14 protein-coding genes are annotated in these 18,822 nt (G+C 45.6%); 7 read left to right on the plus strand and 7 right to left on the minus strand.

Annotated features, from left to right (window positions below):
- Together fdxH and fdnG are read right to left on the minus strand one after the other, a co-directional pair.
- On the minus strand, positions 1–927 hold the full coding sequence (gene fdxH / locus PSI14_RS08415) for a formate dehydrogenase subunit beta (protein ID WP_273575489.1): 927 nt from the start codon (positions 925–927) through the stop codon (positions 1–3).
- A 12-nt stretch (positions 928–939) separates the two neighbouring features.
- On the minus strand, positions 940–3,987 hold the full coding sequence (gene fdnG / locus PSI14_RS08420; protein ID WP_273575490.1) for a formate dehydrogenase-N subunit alpha: 3,048 nt from the start codon (positions 3,985–3,987) through the stop codon (positions 940–942).
- A gap of 226 nt (positions 3,988–4,213) precedes the next feature.
- Here fdnG and fdhD point away from each other — a divergent pair, with 226 nt between their 5' ends.
- The 3 genes from fdhD to PSI14_RS08435 all read left to right on the plus strand — a co-directional run bounded on the left by fdhD (position 4,214) and on the right by PSI14_RS08435 (position 7,708).
- Positions 4,214–5,059 (plus strand): formate dehydrogenase accessory sulfurtransferase FdhD, encoded by an 846-nt coding sequence (fdhD, locus tag PSI14_RS08425; protein WP_273575491.1) that lies wholly within the window; start codon positions 4,214–4,216, stop codon positions 5,057–5,059.
- Between the two features lie 261 nt (positions 5,060–5,320).
- A complete protein-coding gene (locus PSI14_RS08430) occupies positions 5,321–6,043 on the plus strand; it encodes a Slam-dependent surface lipoprotein (RefSeq protein ID WP_273575492.1) in 723 nt (240 codons plus the stop codon).
- A gap of 132 nt (positions 6,044–6,175) precedes the next feature.
- Positions 6,176–7,708, plus strand: a complete 1,533-nt coding sequence (locus tag PSI14_RS08435; protein WP_273575493.1) for a surface lipoprotein assembly modifier — start codon at positions 6,176–6,178, stop codon at positions 7,706–7,708.
- Here PSI14_RS08435 and PSI14_RS08440 read toward each other — a convergent pair.
- On the minus strand, positions 7,705–8,469 hold the full coding sequence (locus PSI14_RS08440) for a transferase (protein WP_273575494.1): 765 nt from the start codon (positions 8,467–8,469) through the stop codon (positions 7,705–7,707). The genes PSI14_RS08435 and PSI14_RS08440 overlap by 4 nt on opposite strands.
- A gap of 350 nt (positions 8,470–8,819) precedes the next feature.
- Here PSI14_RS08440 and PSI14_RS08445 point away from each other — a divergent pair, with 350 nt between their 5' ends.
- The 4 genes from PSI14_RS08445 to PSI14_RS08460 all read left to right on the plus strand — a co-directional run bounded on the left by PSI14_RS08445 (position 8,820) and on the right by PSI14_RS08460 (position 15,055).
- On the plus strand, positions 8,820–9,560 hold the full coding sequence (locus PSI14_RS08445; protein ID WP_273575495.1) for a Slam-dependent surface lipoprotein: 741 nt from the start codon (positions 8,820–8,822) through the stop codon (positions 9,558–9,560).
- A gap of 90 nt (positions 9,561–9,650) precedes the next feature.
- Positions 9,651–11,123 (plus strand): porin family protein, encoded by a 1,473-nt coding sequence (locus tag PSI14_RS08450; protein WP_273575496.1) that lies wholly within the window; start codon positions 9,651–9,653, stop codon positions 11,121–11,123.
- Positions 11,124–11,183: 60 nt separating this feature from the next.
- Positions 11,184–14,162 (plus strand): TonB-dependent receptor domain-containing protein, encoded by a 2,979-nt coding sequence (locus PSI14_RS08455; RefSeq protein WP_273575497.1) that lies wholly within the window; start codon positions 11,184–11,186, stop codon positions 14,160–14,162.
- Between the two features lie 68 nt (positions 14,163–14,230).
- Positions 14,231–15,055, plus strand: coding sequence for an energy transducer TonB (locus PSI14_RS08460; RefSeq protein ID WP_273575498.1), 825 nt, complete (start codon positions 14,231–14,233; stop codon positions 15,053–15,055).
- Positions 15,056–15,068: 13 nt separating this feature from the next.
- On the opposite strand, the gene mnmE is transcribed toward PSI14_RS08460, so the two are convergent.
- The 4 genes from mnmE to rnpA all read right to left on the minus strand — a co-directional run bounded on the left by mnmE (position 15,069) and on the right by rnpA (position 18,821).
- Positions 15,069–16,433: a tRNA uridine-5-carboxymethylaminomethyl(34) synthesis GTPase MnmE gene (gene mnmE, locus PSI14_RS08465; RefSeq protein ID WP_273575499.1), complete on the minus strand. Its 1,365-nt coding sequence runs from the start codon at positions 16,431–16,433 to the stop codon at positions 15,069–15,071.
- 185 nt (positions 16,434–16,618) lie between these two features.
- Positions 16,619–18,235 (minus strand): membrane protein insertase YidC, encoded by a 1,617-nt coding sequence (yidC, locus tag PSI14_RS08470; RefSeq protein ID WP_273575500.1) that lies wholly within the window; start codon positions 18,233–18,235, stop codon positions 16,619–16,621.
- 2 nt (positions 18,236–18,237) lie between these two features.
- Complete coding sequence (gene yidD / locus PSI14_RS08475) at positions 18,238–18,498, minus strand: membrane protein insertion efficiency factor YidD (RefSeq protein ID WP_047771132.1); 261 nt, start codon at positions 18,496–18,498, stop codon at positions 18,238–18,240.
- Positions 18,462–18,821: a ribonuclease P protein component gene (gene rnpA, locus PSI14_RS08480; RefSeq protein ID WP_092519232.1), complete on the minus strand. Its 360-nt coding sequence runs from the start codon at positions 18,819–18,821 to the stop codon at positions 18,462–18,464. The genes yidD and rnpA overlap by 37 nt, the downstream gene beginning before the upstream one ends.
- Position 18,822: the final 1 nt, after the last annotated feature.

Genomic DNA, 18,822 nt, shown 5'->3' on the forward strand with positions numbered 1-18,822 from the left:
TCATTTCTTCACCTCCTCATTGTTTGCATTGTTCGAATCAATATCTTTAAGTGCGCTCTCTTCCTCTTCTTTAGAAACGCGGTTCGGGCCAATACCCACATAATGGAAAATCGAAGCAGCAAAAGTGGCAGCAAAACCAATCGCGGCCAATGGTTTCCAGATGCCTTTCCAGAAGGTGACGGTCGGGCTGATTGCCGGATTGTCCGGCAATCCATGATAGAGCTGGGGTTTGTTGGCATGGTGCAGCACATACATAACATGAGTTCCACCTACGCCTTCGGGATCGTACAAACCCGCATTTTCATAGCCACGCCCGTTAAGTTCCTCAACCCGCTCTGCCGCCAGTGCTTTCATGTCCTGTTTGCTGCCAAAATGAATCGCACCTGTTGGGCAAGTTTTTACACAAGCCGGTTCCTGCCCCACACCAACACGGTCAACGCACAGAGTACATTTGTAGGCACGATTATCTTCTTTGTTGATACGCGGCACATTGAATGGACAGCCCGCAATGCAATAACCGCAGCCAATGCAGTGCTCTGACTGAAAATCAACGATGCCATTGGCATACTGAATAATCGCCCCTTCTGCCGGACAGGCTTTCAAACAACCCGGGTCAGCGCAGTGCATACAGCCATCCTTGCGGATCAGCCATTCCAGCCTGCCATTCTCCTCTACTTCGGAAAATCGCATCACCGTCCATGACTTCGCCGTCAGATCAGCAGGGTTGTCATAAACACCAACGTTATGCCCAATTTCATCACGGATGTCGTTCCATTCTGAACATGCCACCTGACACGCTTTACAGCCGATACAGGTCGTCACATCGATCAGCTTTGCCACTTCTTGCTGGTGATCCCGCACACGAGGCGCGGGAGTCAGTGAATTGGTGGCAGATCGACGAATAATGTCTTGAGACTGCAATGACATGATTTTTCTCCTCTACACCTTTTCCACATTAACCAGAAACGCTTTGAATTCTGGTGTTTGCGTATTGGCATCACCGACAAACGGCGTCAGAGTATTCGCAAGGAACCCTTTCTTCGCCGCGCCTTCAAAGCCCCAGTGAATCGGAATACCGATGGTGTCCACTTCACGGCCGTGAACATTCAAGGTACGAATACGTTTCGTCACTACCGCTTTGGCCTTGATATAGCCACGATTGGAGCTGACTTTGACGGTATCACCCTGTTTGATGCCTTTCTCTGCCGCCAACCGTTCACCAATTTCCACAAACTGCTCTGGTTGGGCAATTGCGTTCAGCAACGCATGTTTTGTCCAGAAATGGAAATGTTCAGTCAGACGGTAAGTGGTTCCCACGTAAGGGAATTTATCGGCCTTGCCCATTGCTTCAAAATCGCTTTTGAACACACGGGCGGCCGGATTGGAAACCACATTCGGATGCAGCGGGTTAGTTCCCAACGGCGTTTCAAATGGTTCGTAATGCTCAGGGAACGGCCCTTCTGCCATTTTGTCGATGGCAAACAGACGTCCCATGCCTTCTGGTTGCATGATAAATGGCCCGACATCACTCCCCGGAGCCGCATTGCTGTAATCAGGAATATCCACCCCGCTCCATTTATCGCCATCCCATGCAATCAATTGGCGTTTAGGGTCCCATGGATTGCCCTGTGGATCAGCAGACGCACGGTTATACAGAATGCGGCGGTTCAGAGGCCACGCCCATGCCCAACCCAGTGTATTACCCATGCCGGATGGATCAGCATTATCGCGGCGTGCCATCTGGTTGCCTTCCGGTGTCCAGCTTCCGGCGAAAATCCAGCAGCCGCTGGCGGTTGTGCCATCATCGCGTAGTTGTGCGAAAGAAGATAATTGCTGCCCCTTTTTCACCAACACATTGCCGCTGACATCCAGCAAGTCAGCCAAAGCGCGACCGTTATTTTCCTGTGCCACCTCTTCCGGTGTCGGGGCAGCCGGATCAAAATAATCCCATGTCATGCTCAACACTTGTTCTGGCGCCGCGCCACCTTCCTCGCGATACCGATCACGCAAGCGCTTGAAGATGCCCGACAAAATTTCACCATCCCCAATCGCTTCCCCTGGTGCATCCGCGCCTTTCCAGTGCCATTGCAGCCAGCGGGCTGAATTGACTATTGAGCCGTTTTCTTCCGCGAAACAACAGCATGGCAGACGGAAAACTTCGGTCTGGATGGTTGCAGGATCAACATCATTGAATTCACCATGATTTTGCCAGAATGACGACGTTTCAGTACTGAGAGGATCAATTGTGACCAAGAATTTCAGCTTCGATAACGCAGCAACTACTTTGTTCTTGTTCGGGAATGACGCTATTGGATTGAAGCCCTGACAGATATAGCCATTGACTTCCCCTTTCGACATCATTTCAAAATATTGCAGGACATCGTAAGGTTTATCCCACTTCGGCAACAGATCAAAGCCCCAATCATTCTCTTTACGGGCATTATCACCATAGAAACTCTTCATCAGGCTGACAAAAAACTTCGGATAATTTCCCCAATAATTAACCTGCCCTGAAACGGTGGCTGTTGGTGTATTGGCCTGCAAATAACTTTGCAAATCGGTCTGTTTTTCCGATGGCAGGGAGAGATAGCCCGGCAGGCTCTGGGACAGTAACCCCAAATCTGTCAGTCCCTGAATATTGGAGTGACCACGCAGCGCGTTAATGCCGCCTCCGGCCATACCCATATTGCCGAGCAATAATTGAATCATCGCCATTGTGCGGATATTCTGCGCACCGGTGGAGTGTTGCGTCCAACCCAGTGCATACAGGAAAGAAGTGGTTTTGTCTTTCACACTGGTTTCAGCCAGATATTCACACACCTTGAGGAAATCTTCCTTTGGTGTACCACAGATATCGGTCACGACATCCGGAGTATAACGGCTGACATGGGCCTTCAACAGACTCCAGACACAACGTGGATGGGTCAGCGTTTTATCACGTTTGGCGAAACCATTTTCATCCAGCTCATAATTCCATGTCGTTTTATCGTACTTACGATTTTCAGCATCATAGCCGCTGAACAAACCATCATCGAACGAGAAATCTTCCCGCACAATCAGGCTGGCATTGGTGTAAGCCTCGACATATTCACGGTTAATCTTTTCATTGGTCATCAGGTATAAAATCACACCTGACAGAAAAACAATATCCGTACCGGAACGGATAGGCGTATAGAAATCCGCCACAGATGCTGTACGGGTAAAACGGGGATCGATAACAATCAGTTTGGCTTTGTTATGAATTTTGGCTTCCATCGCCCAACGGAAACCGACAGGATGTGCCTCAGCAGCATTCCCGCCCATCACGACAATCAAGTTCGCATTCTTAATATCCACCCAGTGGTTGGTCATCGCACCGCGACCAAATGTTGGAGCAAGACTTGCTACCGTTGGTCCGTGTCAGACACGCGCCTGGTTGTCTACGGCAAGCATGCCGAGAGCGCGACTAAATTTCTGTGATAAAAAGCCGGTTTCGTTACTGGCCGCAGAGGCACACAACATGCCCGTGGTCAGCCAACGGTTAACCGTCACACCATCTTGATTGGTTTTAACGAAATTGGCATCGCGGTCTTGTTTCATCAATCCCGCGATACGATTGAAGGCTTCATTCCAGCTTATTCGCTGCCATTGATTGGAGCCGGGGGCACGATATTCTGGATAGTGCAGACGATTTTTGCTGTGAACAAAATCCACCAATCCAGCCCCTTTAGGGCATAGGGCACCACGGTTTACAGGATGGTCCGGGTCCCCTTCGATATGAAAAATAGTCGATTTGGCATTTTTGGCGCCATCACCAAGGCTGTACATCAATAATCCACAGCCGACAGAGCAGTATGTGCAGGTATTTCGGGTTTCATGCGCACGCAGCAATTTGTAGTTACGTGTTTGTGCAATCGCGGCGGTTGGGGCAAACCCCAACGCGGCTGCCGTCGTACCCGCCATACCGCCAGCGCAGATCTTAAAGAACTTCCTCCTGCTGACTTGCATGGGGATCTCCTCACTCACATTGCTTATTAGCACTCGTTTATTAACACTTATTTATTAACACACCGTTTAACAGAAATCCTGCGGGTATGTTCGCTTCTTATCAAAATATTCTTAGGTGATAAAATGTCATTCGGTAATAATTTGATGAATCATTTTTGATTCTGGGCACTGTCTGCTATAAATCCACACAAACAGTATTATGAATCAATCTACTGGGGAATTCACTATGGATGATGCAAGGTCAGAAAATGAGTTAACCATGGAAGGAATCAACGGTGCTTTCCGTATCAATGTGCAACAAAAAAACGCAAAACAAAGCAATCAGTTGAGCAGAGCAAAGCTGGATTGGGTAGCCGAGGAAGTTCCTGTCGCATTGGTTTATAACGGCATTTCCCATGTTGTAATGATGACCAGCCCGAAGGATCTCGACTATTTCGCCATCGGGTTTTCATTGTCGGAAGGGATTATCGCGTCTCCACAGGAAATTCGGGGCATTGACTCAGTAGTTAGCTGTCATGGCGGCATTGAGCTTCATATTGAACTTTCCAGCCGCCGTTTTACGGGATTAAAAGAACGCCGACGCAGTATGGCGGGGAGAACTGGCTGCGGTATCTGCGGCACTGAGCAACTGACAGAGATTTTTCGCCCAATTACGCCCCTGCCTTTCACCCAAACCTTTTCCCTCTCTCACCTTGATACTGCACTTGCCCAATTACCGCGTGTTCAGGACATCGGTTCACTTACCGGCTGTACCCATGCGGCAGGTTGGATTGACCTTGAAGGAAAATTGCTTGGTGGTTGTGAAGATGTCGGCCGCCATGTTGCATTGGATAAGTTATTGGGAATGCGGGCCAAAACGGGTTGGCAACAAGGTGCAGTGTTGGTTTCCAGCCGCGCCAGTTATGAAATGGTGCAAAAATCAGCCAATTGTGGCGCAGAAATTTTATTTGCCGTTTCTGCTGCAACCTCACTCGCCATTGAAGTCGCACAAAAATGCAATCTGACACTAGTCGGATTTTGCAAGCCGGGACGGGCAACCGTGTATACCCATCCGCAGCGAATTTTGGATTAATTAATTGAGACGGTGAAATATCCTCAAATTCGCTCGCATCCTTTTTCAATATAAAAAACCTTTAATTTCAATAGATTAATCCCAGTATAAGTAATAAAAATCAACAATTTAAAAACGTGGTTTGATTTATAGTTTACCTGACTATTTATTAATCATATTGTTACTTTGTGTACATTTCTAATTCATACGTTTTCTGCACAAAAAATTCAGGACGCTCTTATGACAGGATAACAAGATACTTAATTCTCAGTGAGGTTAATGATGAGAAAGATCAATATATTAATCACTGTGTTAGGCGTTTTGGGATTGATAACACAGGCTCAAGCAAAAGTTGGCTATGGCATAAGCCAACAAGAAACCAAACCACATATTCTACTCGGAGAGAAAGGCGGTGATCCTGCCATAGGCATCTCTTCGATACCTATAATTGGGGATAAGCTCTTCACTGCCTCTGAGCTGAAAAAACTCGCCACTCTCGACAAGAACAACATCTATGATGTCAAAAAAGAGGGATTAAGCATTTGGGGTATCGAGAATCAATATATCGATATCGGCCAGGTTCCAAATGCGGAAGTTTACTTCGGTGAATGGGCACAAAAAACCCCTGATAAATCGGACATCACCCATACTGTTTTTTATCTAGGCAAAGATGTTACAACCAATATGCCAAAAAACGGCACTGCGACCTATACGGTGAAAGGCCTTAGCCAATATAACGGTAGCAATCTTCTCTCCGGTGAATTAGTCGCAAACTTTGATTCCCAAAAACTGAATGGCTCACTGAGCAATAGCTCACTGAATATAGGTATTGATGCCAATATAAATAATGATGCCGGATTTTCAGGCAAAGCCACAGCCAACGGCAGTATCAATGGAACCACCGATGGAAAATTCTATGGTGATTCCGCCTCCTCTCTGGCAGGGATTGCCAAATTTGATAGTGACAGGAACAAAGATACGGCTTTCGGTGGCAATAAAAAGTAATTTTCCGGATAACAGTGCCATTTTGGGTACTGTTATCCCACTTTTCCCTTTCCGTTCACCTTCGTTGCCCTAATAACGTCTCGTATCACTGTTTATTCCCAATAATATGGGATCTGTAAGTGAGTTTTTTCTATGTCTGACAAAAGAAAAGTAGCTGGCAAGAGAAAAGTAACTGGTAAGAGAAAAGCGCCTGAATTACTGATATCACTGCTGATCCCATTCATCTTTCCAGCGGCTCAGGCTAATGAAGCTCAGGCTAATGAAGATAGTAGCCACAAGATTTGGCAAGACGCACGATACAATCAACAGCACAATCAACAAAAAAATGAAGCAGGATTAATAATATCAAATACCATTTCTGCAAAGAGTGATACTTCATCGATCATCATTCATGGGCAAAAATTCAAGATAGAAAACAATGTTAAGGATATCGGTCAAGCCTTGTACCTTGCCATTAACTATCGACAGTGGCAAGACGTAAGACGCCTTCTGATCACTTATCAAAAACTACCTGCACACGATCCGTTACTCATCAATTTTGCTCAAGGTGGTCTGGCACATTTTGAAGGAAATTTGGCACTTGCTGCTTCTTATTATCAAAAAATTCTACGTCAAAAACCAAATTTTACGCGCATCAAACTGGAACTCGCGCGTACTTATTTTGAAGATCACAAAAATCGGGAGTCTAGCCAGTTATTTCAAGAGGTCAGTAAACAGCATCAGTTACCCAAAATGGTTCTGAAGAATATCGACAGTTATCTGAAAGCAATAACCCGAAGAAATGGCTGGCATAGCTCGTTCTCATTCGGTTATTCCTATGACGATAATATAAATATGTCTCCAAATCAGAAACCGGTTTGCCTGCTTTCCAAAGAAGGAAAGTGCGTGATCGAACGGAAATCGCCAAAACCTATTAAAGATTGGGGTGTAACTTATAACGCTACATTAAGCCGACATTACCAACTTATCGGCCATCATGGCATTTTTGGCCGCAGCCTGATTTATGGTGAAAATTATCACCATTACCACGACGAAAACAAAAATACGTTTCTGCTGGTTGGTGGCTACAACTATAAAAGCAGAACCCATGATTTCGCCTTTGGCCCCCTGTTTGAATATCAACAACGTGCAGGGAATACCGAATACCACGCCATTGGCGCCAAAATGGAATGGCAGTGGTCTATCACCAATAAAACCACACTCAATATTGAACTTGGTCATAAGAAATTGAATTATCAGCCGCGTTACCGCTGGAAAGACGGTGAGCACTCCTCATCCCATTTCAGCCTGTCTCATGCCATCAGTGAAAAATTAGTTCTGTTTGGTGGCGGCAGTTGGATCTATCAAAACAATCAACAACCAGCAGCTCGCTATCAGCAATGGAAAGTGAATGCGGGAATTGCCGGGCAACTCTATTCCCATATTAATGGCTCACTGTTTTTCACACTGAAAAAACAACAATTCGGAGCCTACAGCCCATTATTGGGTGCCAGACACAAAGATAACGAACAGATCTATACTGTTTCCATTAAATTCCCTGCCACTAAGATATTGGGAATGACCCCCTCTTTAACTTTCCGCCATCGACACAATCGCAGCAATGTGAACTGGTTGTACAGTTATGACAAAAATGAAGTACAGATACAGCTAGAGAAATATTTTTAATCAAGGCGGTGATACATCCACAAATTAGGTTCAATGTAATAAGCCATCTGTTTTTCAACATCCACCACCAACGGCACCAAACCACCCGGAATGATATATTCACCGCTTTGTGGAAACTTCATGTCAGTCCATTCCTGCCACTGTTCCAGTGTGCCGTAGATATCCATAGAGCGGAGGGCAGGCTTGATGATTTTTGCGCCCAAACGGCAATGTGTGCGGATCCACGGGTCAAACGGCTCGCCTTTGTCATTTTTCCAACTACAGTATTCGATAAAATCTTGCAGAGGATATTTGCTTTTCAGACTCGGCCTGACAGGAATCACAAGCCCTAGTAATCCTTCATCCCGGGCAGTCTGCTTCAAGCTGTTGAGCAACAAAGCAGGAACATTTTGCCCCCTGAACTCAGGAGCAACTGTCATCCCCAGAGCAGATACCATATTGGCTTGTACCTTTCCTTTCGCTGCTCCACCGGCCTCTAATACAGCATCCCATCCTTCATCAGGCAATTGATCTAATGAATGATTTTCCCAAGGAAAAGGAATTGAGTTAAACAGACCAATAAGGCGTTCTTCTTTACCTTGTTTCAAGATGGCAAATTTTTGAAAATGGCTGAAGCCAGACTCATATAATTTGTCCCAATGTTTTTCAGCTACAGCATCATAATTCATGAACCGAGGCCAATTGTTACCAATAAGTTCGCCTATTGCATCGCCAAAATCTGTTCTTTCTTCAGCAGATTGAATAATGATTTCTACTTCCATAATACATCTCCCATTCAGCCTTTTTCAGCCAGATAGATATATAAAATACAAAACCAATAAATTTAACTTGCTAATAATTAAAAGATTAGAACTTTGTAAATTAAATCGACCTACCTCACATTTTCAACAAAAAATCAGATAGCTTCAATCTCCCTAAAACACAAAAAAACAACCAATAATCAATAAATTAAATAAAAATAATATCTAATAAACCCTACAAAAATAGAAACAAATAGAAATAATTATCATTTACATTATCATTTGATCGGTGTACGTTTTCCACGCGCAATAAATCAGGCCGTTTTTATGATTGGGTAACGAGGGATCCCCCATTCCAAACGAGGATAATGATGAAAAAGATTAAGGTATTAGTCGCCGCTTTAGGCGCATTGGGATTTATGGCACAGGCTCAGGCAGCAGTCGGTTTTGGTCAAAGCCAGAAAGAAACGACACCACATATTACGGTTGGGGCAACTCAATCTAGTTCAAGCTCCCACGGTGGAGTGGGTAACGAACCCGGAATTGGTGTCAGCTCCGTTTATGATGGCAAACTCATCGGTTTTGCTGGCTTGACCCGAATGGCTCCTGCTGACAGCAATGGTATTCATAATATCTCAATGGCGGGCGCGCCAGGCTCTCACGGCGGTATGGGTGTATTCCATTTCAGTAAAGTTGCCAATGCTGACGTTTACTTCGGTGAATGGTCTCAAACCGGTAAAGCAGATGATAATACTCATACTGTCTACTATGCGGGCAAAGATATTACCACCAATATTCCGACCGACGGTACAGCAACTTATACAATAACAGGTATTAACCAGTACAGCGGTGACAATGCCCTGTCCGGTACATTTACCGCAGATTTTGGTGAGAAAACCCTGATTGGTTCACTGGCAAATACCGCGATGACGATAGATATTGATGCCAATATCGGCTCTGATGCTAAATTTGAGGGTATAGCCGCTACTGATGATTTGATTGGAACAAGCACTGGCCACTTCTTCGGTGACAGTGCTTCCAGTCTGGCAGGATATGCAAAATTTGAAGATGACAGTACCAAAGATACCGCTTTCGGTGGTTCTAAACAGTAAATATTAATTTTTCAGAGAACAGTACCATTTTTGGCGCTGTTCTTTGTTTTTTTATTTCTAATAACGTGAACTTTGTAAGCTGGTTTCCCGATGTCTGACAATAGAACAACGCCAATATTATCAGCGGCACTGATGGCCTTATTCCTCTCCTTGCCTGCTTATGCCGATGAAGATATCCCTCGAAAAATCTGGCAGGAAGCGCAGCATAACCAGCAGGAAAATGAAACCAGCCTGATTACGCCAGATCCTGTTTTTATTGAAAATAACACTTCACAGATTGTGATTAATGGGCTGACATTTCAAGTCGAGAATAATCTGAACGATATCGGTCAGGCACTATACCTTGCCACTAACCATCGACAGTGGTCAGATGTCAGGCGTTTTCTCGCGGCTTACCAAAAATTGCCGGGGCATGATGTTATGTTGGTTAATTTTGCTCAGGGCGGATTGGCACGTCTTGAAGGAGATTTAGATCTCGCCGCCTATCATTATCAACAAATTCTGAATCAACAACCTGATTTCACACGTATCAAACTGGAACTGGCCCGCGTTTATTTTGAAGATCATAAAAATCGGGAAGCCGAACAACTGTTTGCTGGGTTAAATAAAGAACAGCAGTTACCAGAAATAGTGTTGAAAAACATTAACAGCTATCTGGAAGCGATAGAACTGAGAAATGGCTGGCGCGGCTCTTTCTCTGCTGGCTACGCCTATAACGACAATGTAAATATGTCTCCTGATCAGGAAACCACTTGTCAGCCACACTTAAACATTCAATGCTATCAGAAGCTGCAAGTACCCAAAGCGATCAAAGCATGGGGCATGTCTTATGACGCAACATTAAGCCGGCGCTATCAACTTGTCGGCCATCATGGCATTTTTGGTCGTGGCTTGATTTATGGTGAAAATTACCGTGATAACCAAGATGAAAACGAAAATACATTTCTGCTGGTTGGTGGCTACAACTATAAAAGCAAGAGTCACGATTTCTCTTTTGGCCCTCTGTTTGAATATAAACAACGTGCGGGTGATACCTTTTATCACGCCACGGGTGTCAAAACAGAATGGCGATGGGCATTCACTCCCCAGACAGCCCTAAATATTGAACTTGAACATAAGAAACTGCGCCATCAGCAACGTTACCGTAGGAAAGATGGTGAATTCTCTTCAACCTACCTCACCTTATCCCATGCCATTAACAAAGATTTTGTTCTGTTTGGCGGCGGCGATTGGGTTTATCGGAACAATGACCAGCATCCCGTCGATCGTTATCAGCAATGGGGAATTCGGGCAGGGATTGCCGGACAGATCTATCCCGGTATTAATGGCTCACTGTTTACCATGCTGAAAAAGCGCCATTTTGGTGCTTACAGCCCCATGATGAATGCCAGACGCCAGGATAATGAGCAGATTTATACCGCAGTCATTAAAGTCCCTGCCGCTGAAATATGGGGAATGACACCTTCTTTTACTTTCCGCCACCGACGCAATCACAGCAATGTCAATTGGCTGTACAGCTATAACAAAAATGAAGTGCTGATAAGGCTGGAAAAATATTTTTAATCAAAACCTTATGTTTTTTATTTGCGTGATGATAATCGATAAATTGAGGCAGGGACATCAATGGCATACCGAGTTAAAACACAGTTCACCCCCATCACAATTGCATTGTCACTGGCATTTTCATTGGCTGCACCGCCCCTGTTTGCCGAATCCAAGCCTGCTGTCACAGCATCAAGCGGCAAGACGGATCTGGGCAAGATCCGTGTCAAAGATAACAGTGATAAAGATGAAGCAGGTTATGATGCGGTCTATGACAAAGATATCTCCAATATTTATATCGGCAAAAAGCAGATAGAACGCTATAAAGGTTCATCTCCCGCCGATTTAATTAAAGGTGCTGTTGGCGTATATAGCGGTGATGCCCGCAATGGTGGTGCTCTGGATATCAATATCCGTGGCGTTCAGGGGCAGGGGCGTATTCCCGTCACCATTGATGGCACAGAACAGGCCATTACCGTTGGGCGTGGTTATCATGGAGCCAATAACCGCAATTATATCGATCCAAATTTAATCAGCAGCATCGAAATCGAAAAAGGCCCTTCTCTGAATCGCAGAATCAAAGGTTCCGTCGGTGGTGCCGTATCCATAAAGACCTTAGACATTGTTGATGTAGTACCGAAAGGGGAAACCTTCGGCATTAATACCAAACTGGAAACTAGTAGCAACTCGGTGAGAGAACGACTGCCTTCCTTGTCATTGGGACAGGACTATCGCGATATTCCGGGCTTTACCCAAAATGGTATCGAGACTGATCCCGCTTTAAAAATCACCCCCCACTCATCGAAAGACAATAAACTATTTGGCTTCAAGGACAATGCCTTCCGCATCGCAGTGGGAACGCGCCAAGAATATTTTGACCTCATGCTGGCTTACGCTTACCGCCGTCAGGGGAACTATTTTGCCGGCAAAGGGGGTGCCCATCGTTATGATGCTCCCATTACGGAAAACGACAGGAAACTGATGAAAAATGCTCTAACAACACTAGATCCTTATCTGCCGTTTGCCGCACGTATCTATCGCCCCGGTAATGAGGTCCCCAATACCTCCAGTGAAATGCGTTCCGTGCTAATCAAAAACACTTGGCGTTTCACCGATGACCAAACTCTGCTATTGGGCTTTCGCAATACCCGCATGGAATTTGGCGATATTATGCCCTCACGCTTGGGCTGGATTAATCCCGAAGAAAATAAGGTTCCCCAATGGTCACTGGCTAATGCCCACCAACAAGCAGCTAACCTGAGCTACAAATGGCAGCCTACAGGTAACTCTTATATTGATTTCGACATGAATTTGTGGACAACCCGTACCACCAGCAATACCAACACCGCTGGAGGATATCCGCGCAGCCCCTCCGATAGAGACTGGCGTTGGGAGGGCGGTCTTGATGGCAGGAGCACCAATATTGATGGCACATTGATCAATACCGCCGCCACCCATTCTCAAAACAACCGCTGGGGTGTCGATCTCTCCAATAAATTTACCCTACACTCCAGTCTGGACTTGACCTTGATGGGTAATTTCCAGCGGGAACACCTAAAATCTAATGATGATTACAACTCCACCAATATGTACTTTTTCCAGTCTCCTGCGCGTAAAGGACAGCGTCAGGAAATCAATCTCGCCTTTAACTTTGATTGGCGGCCGACTTCATGGCTGGCCCTGAGCGCTGGAGCCAAACGCGTATCTTATTGGTCTAAAGATGATTTGCTCAATGAACGGCGCATAGCAAGAGATAATCATTATAAAAAACAGCGCGAAACCATCGGATATGAAATGAGTTATTTCCGAACCTTGACCAAACCAGAAGCTGATACAGTGCAAAAAAGGGAACAATTTATAAAAACAAACAGAACCTCGCAAATGAGTTCAGCAGAAAGGATGGCGTTCCTTAAGAAACTTAGAACTGAATATTCTACTATCGAAACAACTAGTATCACTTCACGTGATGGACAAAAACGCAAGGTGGTTCACGAAACATTCACTTGGCTTTACGATCCCAACAATGGCAAGCTCAATAAAAGCGATAACCCCTATTTCAATGGTCAACTGGATATGAACGAAAAGGTTATCGACCCAATGAGTGGTAAGGAAGCCTTTAAATATGAATACGGCACAAGCGTTGATGCAAATGGTATATCAGGTTCTGATGTTGACGATCCTTGGGAACCAGCCCCAAAGCGTAAGGATCACGCTTGGGCTCCGACCTTCTCTGCGACAGCCTATATTACAGACAATTTCCGTATTTATACCCGTTATGCCGAAGCGGTAAGAATGCCCAGTATTTTTGAAGATACCGTCGGTTTTTCAGGCTCGCCAACCAACCAAATAGGCCACAAGTTTAAACCTGAGCGATCCAAAACCACGGAAGTAGGTTTTGTCTATGATTTCAGCCAGTTGGTTGATGCTGAACGTCATGCCGATATCAAACTCTCTTATTACAATACTGTGATCGAAAATATATTTGATAGGGATAATACCTATAAATTTTCCCAATTGGACAAACAGAAACTGGCAGGTCTGGAATTACAGGCACGTTACGATAATGGCAGTTTCTTCACCGATATGGGGTTAGTCTACAATATGAAAAACAAAGTTTGTGACAACAACTCTGTGTTAAGAATGGACTCTCAAAATCGTTATGGCATCTCAGAATGTATTGATGGCGGCTTCCCCGGTGGTTATTTACGCACCTCTATCCAACCTAAATACTCAGCCAATCTGACCATCGGCGGCCGCCTGCTTGATGAAAAACTGGAACTGGGCGGCCGGATGCTCTACCACAGCAAAGCAGAAAACAAAGATGAAAAATGGTTGATGAATGCCTTGCCAAGTGTTTACAAGGGGCAATCCAACAACCCAATGCGCTGGAATCCGGTATTTACGGTTGATGCCTATGTCAGCTATCAAGTCACCCCAGCTATATCGGTAGAGCTAACTGGCACAAACCTAACCAATCGCTACTATCTTGATCCTTTGACCCGTTCAATGATACCGGCACCGGGCAGAACCTTTAAACTCAGTCTGACCAGCCAGTTTTAGGGGTTTCTTTTTTAGGGACTTGTTTTTTAGGGACTTGTTTTTTAGAGACTTGTTTTTTAGAGAATAGTATGACCAACGCAGCCATATTAGATAATCCAACCGCCAGCTTTCCATTGATGCCCAGAAAGGGCTTACTGGTTGGCATCCTGATTGCCATTTTATTGCATATCAGTCTGATATGGCTGTTCAACCAACATGCTTCATATGATGACACAGCCCATCATATCAACAAAAATTCTTCTACTACGGGGCTATCCATTACGATGGTTGCCGCCTCATCGTGGGAGAATAAGCCGGAACCTGTTTCTCCGCCAACCCCGCTTTTAACTGCACCGGAATCTCCGACAAAGCCTGAAATGGTGCTGGATAAAGCGATCCCAACCGAAAACAAAGTGGCAAAACCGCTGGAAATCAACAAACCAAAGAAACGTAAAAAGCAGCAGAAAGAAAAACCGCAAGAGGTGACGGAAAAGAAACCCGCCCCATCACCGCAAATACAAGAAAGCAATAATGCAGAACAGGCAACCAGCGGCAGCGCTCAGATTAATTCGGAAAGCAGTATGAGCAGGGCAACAACGTCACAACCTTTGGTGGGACAGGGAAATAGCGAGATGGATAATTACCACGCCAGATTACGGCAGGAAATTGAGCGTCATAAACGCTATCCCCGCAAGGCAAAAAGGATGAAACAGGAAGGCTCGGTTATTGTTAACTTTACCCTGCTGAACGACGGTACATTAACCGCTGTCAAAGTGATTAATTCTTCAGGCAATACAACACTGGATGATGCCGCACTTGATGCCGTCAATCGCGCCATATCCGTTGGCCCCAAGCCAGCAGATATGGCGTCAGTGGTCACACTGGAACTCGATTTTATGTTGGATAAAACGTGATAACACCCGTTTTTCACTTACCAATACAAAAACTCGAGAAAATCCGCCCCAACAAATCATCAGAAGTAAATTCGCCGGTGATTTCACTCAATGCTTGCTGTGCCAGACGCAGTTCTTCTGCCAGCAATTCTCCTGAACGGGCAAAGACCAGTTGCTGATGGCCTTCCTGCAAATGTTCTGCCGCCGTATTCAATGCCTGCAAATGACGACGACGGGCAAGGAAGCCACCTTCAGTATTACTGTTGAAACCGATTGTCTCTTTTAGGTGGTCGCGCAACGAATCGACACCTTTCCCATCACGGGCAGAGAGGCGAATTAATGTATAACCGTTGATTTCTGAAATGCCGATTTCTTCCCCAGTCATATCTGTCTTATTACGAATGACCGTAATAGGCAGAGATTCAGGCAGCTTAGTCATAAATTCAGGCCAGATTTGTGCTGGTTCAATAGCATCCGTGGTCGCACTGTCCACCATAAACAGCACCCGATCGGCCTGCTCGATTTCCTGCCATGCCCGCTCGATGCCGATACGTTCCACTTCATCACTCGCTTCGCGCAATCCCGCCGTATCAATCACATGCAGCGGCATTCCATCAATATGAATATGTTCACGCAAAACATCACGTGTTGTACCTGCAATATCAGTCACAATCGCGGCTTCACGTCCTGCCAGTGCATTAAGCAGGCTGGATTTACCCGCATTCGGACGCCCTGCAATCACGACTTTCATGCCTTCACGCAATAAGCTGCCCTGACGCGCCTGTGAACGAACTTGATCCAGTTCTGCGATCACTTCATCCAACTTGGCTTCTATCTTGCCATCGGAAAGGAAATCAATTTCTTCATCGGGAAAATCAATCGCGGCTTCAACGTAGATCCGCAAGTTAGTCAGCTCTTCCACCATTTGATGAACTTGGTTGGAGAACGTTCCTTGCAGGGAGTTCATCGCGGAGCGTGCCGCTTGTTCGGAACTGGCATCGATCAAATCTGCAATGGCTTCTGCTTGTGCCAAATCGAGTTTATCATTCAAGAAAGCACGTTCAGAAAACTCCCCCGGATTCGCAATGCGCACGCCGGAAATAGCCAGAATACGCTTTAACAACAAATCCAAAATAACCGGCCCGCCGTGCCCTTGAAGCTCCAGTACATCTTCTCCCGTAAATGAGTTAGGGCCAGGAAAGTAAAGTGCAATCCCCTGATCAAGCACAGAACCATCTGCATCACGGAAGGGCAGGTAATCAGCATAACGGGGTTTTGGGCGTTTCCCCAATACCACCTGAGCGATTTCCGCCGCTTTGCGGCCAGAAATACGCAGAATGCCTACACCGCCTCGTCCCGGAGGAGTGGCCTGAGCGACTATTGTATCGGTGGTATTCATGAAATTCTCTCTTTTGACCTATATCCGTCATCGTCAAGCAAATTGCTGCTTTATCGACTGTAAGCTGAAATCTATTGGGTATATAAACTGCAATAATAAAGGCGGTCAAAGACCGCCTTCTACTTATATTTTAAAACTAGTCTTATTTTAAAACGAGTACCTTAAAAACTAGCTTTTAAAAAGTGTTACTTTTTTTCGCGGGTATGTAAGCCGCGTTTTTCCAGACTGCGGAAAATAACCTGCTGCTGGATAATGGTAACCAAGTTACTGACGATGTAGTACAGAACCAGACCAGATGGGAACCACAAGAAGAAGACTGTGAACACGACAGGCATGTAGGTCATGATCTTCTGCTGCATTGGGTCAGTCACGGTAGTTGGTGACAGTTTCTGGATAACAAACATGGTCACACCCATCAGCAATGGCAGAATGTAGTAAGGATCTTGTGCAGACAAATCCTTAATCCAACCAATGAACGGTGCATGGCGCAGCTCAACAGAACCCATCAGCATGTAGTACAACGCAAGGAAGATTGGCATCTGAATCACCAGAGGTAAGCAGCCGCCCAGCGGGTTTACTTTCTCCGTTTTGTACAACGCCATCATTTCTTGGCTCATGCGCTGGCGATCATCACCAAAACGCTCACGCATCGCGGTGATTTTCGGCTGCAACAGGCGCATTTTCGCCATTGAAGTGTATTGCGCTTTAGTCAGCGGATACATGATACCGCGCACGATAAAGGTGATCGCAATAATGGAGAAGCCCCAGTTACCGATGAATTCATGCAGGAATTTCAGCAGCTTGAACAATGGCTGAGAAATGAACCACAACCAACCGTAATCGACGGTCAGATCCAGATGGGGTGCAACCGCCGCCATTTTGTCCTGAATTTCAGGGCCTACCCACAGAGTAGAAGAGATATTCTGCTGGCTCTTCGGCGCGATATTGATGTTTTCACCCTTGTACCCGATGATCGCCATTTTTTGGTCTTTCAGGTCAATGGTATAGAAAGTACTGGTTTTACTTTCTCCCGGAACCCAAGCAGTAGCGAAATATTGCTGGAGCATCGCAACCCAGCCACCTTTTGTGGATACGGAAAGCTCTTTGCTTTCAATATCACCAAATTTGTACTTTTCGTATTTTGTGTCATCAGAAGAGTAAGCAGCACCACGATAAGTATGCAGAGCAAAGTTGCTGCTGCCATTATCACGATGTTTTGGCAAATCAATGCTCTGCTTCAACTGACCGAAAAACGCCATCTGCAATGGTTTGTCAGTGACGTTATTGATGCTGTAATCAACAGAAACTGCATAGCCACCGCGTTTTAAAACGAAGGTCTTGACATAAACCACGCCATCCGGTGCGGTATAAGTCATCGGAATACGTAATTCATCCTGACCATCAGCCAAAACAAAGCTATTTTGGGCGGCATGATAAAGCGGACGTTCAGCTTGCTTATCTGGACCATTGGCACCAGTTAATCCACTTTGAGCCTGATAAGTGAACTCAGGGGTTGTTTCCAGCAATTTGAACGGTGTTTTGGAGCCCAGAGTATCTGGATAGGCCAGCAGATCAGCCTCCTCGATATCACCGCCACGGGTATTGATATGCAATGAAAGCACATCCGTTTTCACGGTGACCAGTTTACCTTGCCCACTGCTTGCTTCGCTACTCAGCGTAGTATTTGCTTGCTGCGTGATCTGGGCTGTTGGTTGTGGGTTTTTGTCATTTTCCCACGCCTGCCAGACCAAGAACGAAACAAACAGCAAGGCGATGAGAAGAAGATTGCGTTGCGAATCCATCGTTAATGTTCTCTGTTATCGTCGTTTTTTTTAGGTGGGACAGGATCATCACCACCTTCGTGTAAAGGATGGCATTTTAATACACGCTTCACTGTTAACCAGCTGCCTTTTATCATTCCAAACCTGCGCAATGCCTCTATGCCATAGTGGGAACAGGTAGGATTGAAACGACAACGAGGCCCCAGCAGTGGACTAATCACTAACTGGTAGCCTCTGATCAAAGCAATCAGGAGGCGCGAGCCAAGCGACAGTGACGACGCCATAATTTGCCCAAAGCTTCCGTTAGCTCACGGTTATCAAGCTCAGCAACCCCTTTTCTCACCAAAATCACAAAATCCATTGAAGGCAATTTATGCTGGTTTAAACGAAAACTTTCACGAGCCAGTCGCTTGATACGATTTCGCTCATGGGCGCGTTTAACATTTTTTTTGGCGACGGTTAGACCGATGCGGGGATGCCCCAGCTCATTCAAGCGCCCGAGAACAGTTATCTCTGCAGAGCTTGCCCGTTGTGGCTGCTGGAAAACATATGTGAAATGCTCGGGAGTTAACAAACGTAACTCCCTCGGAAAAGCGAGCTTAACCACT

Source organism: Xenorhabdus anantnagensis, assembly GCF_028598555.1.
Taxonomy (GTDB): Bacteria; Pseudomonadota; Gammaproteobacteria; order Enterobacterales; family Enterobacteriaceae; genus Xenorhabdus; species Xenorhabdus anantnagensis.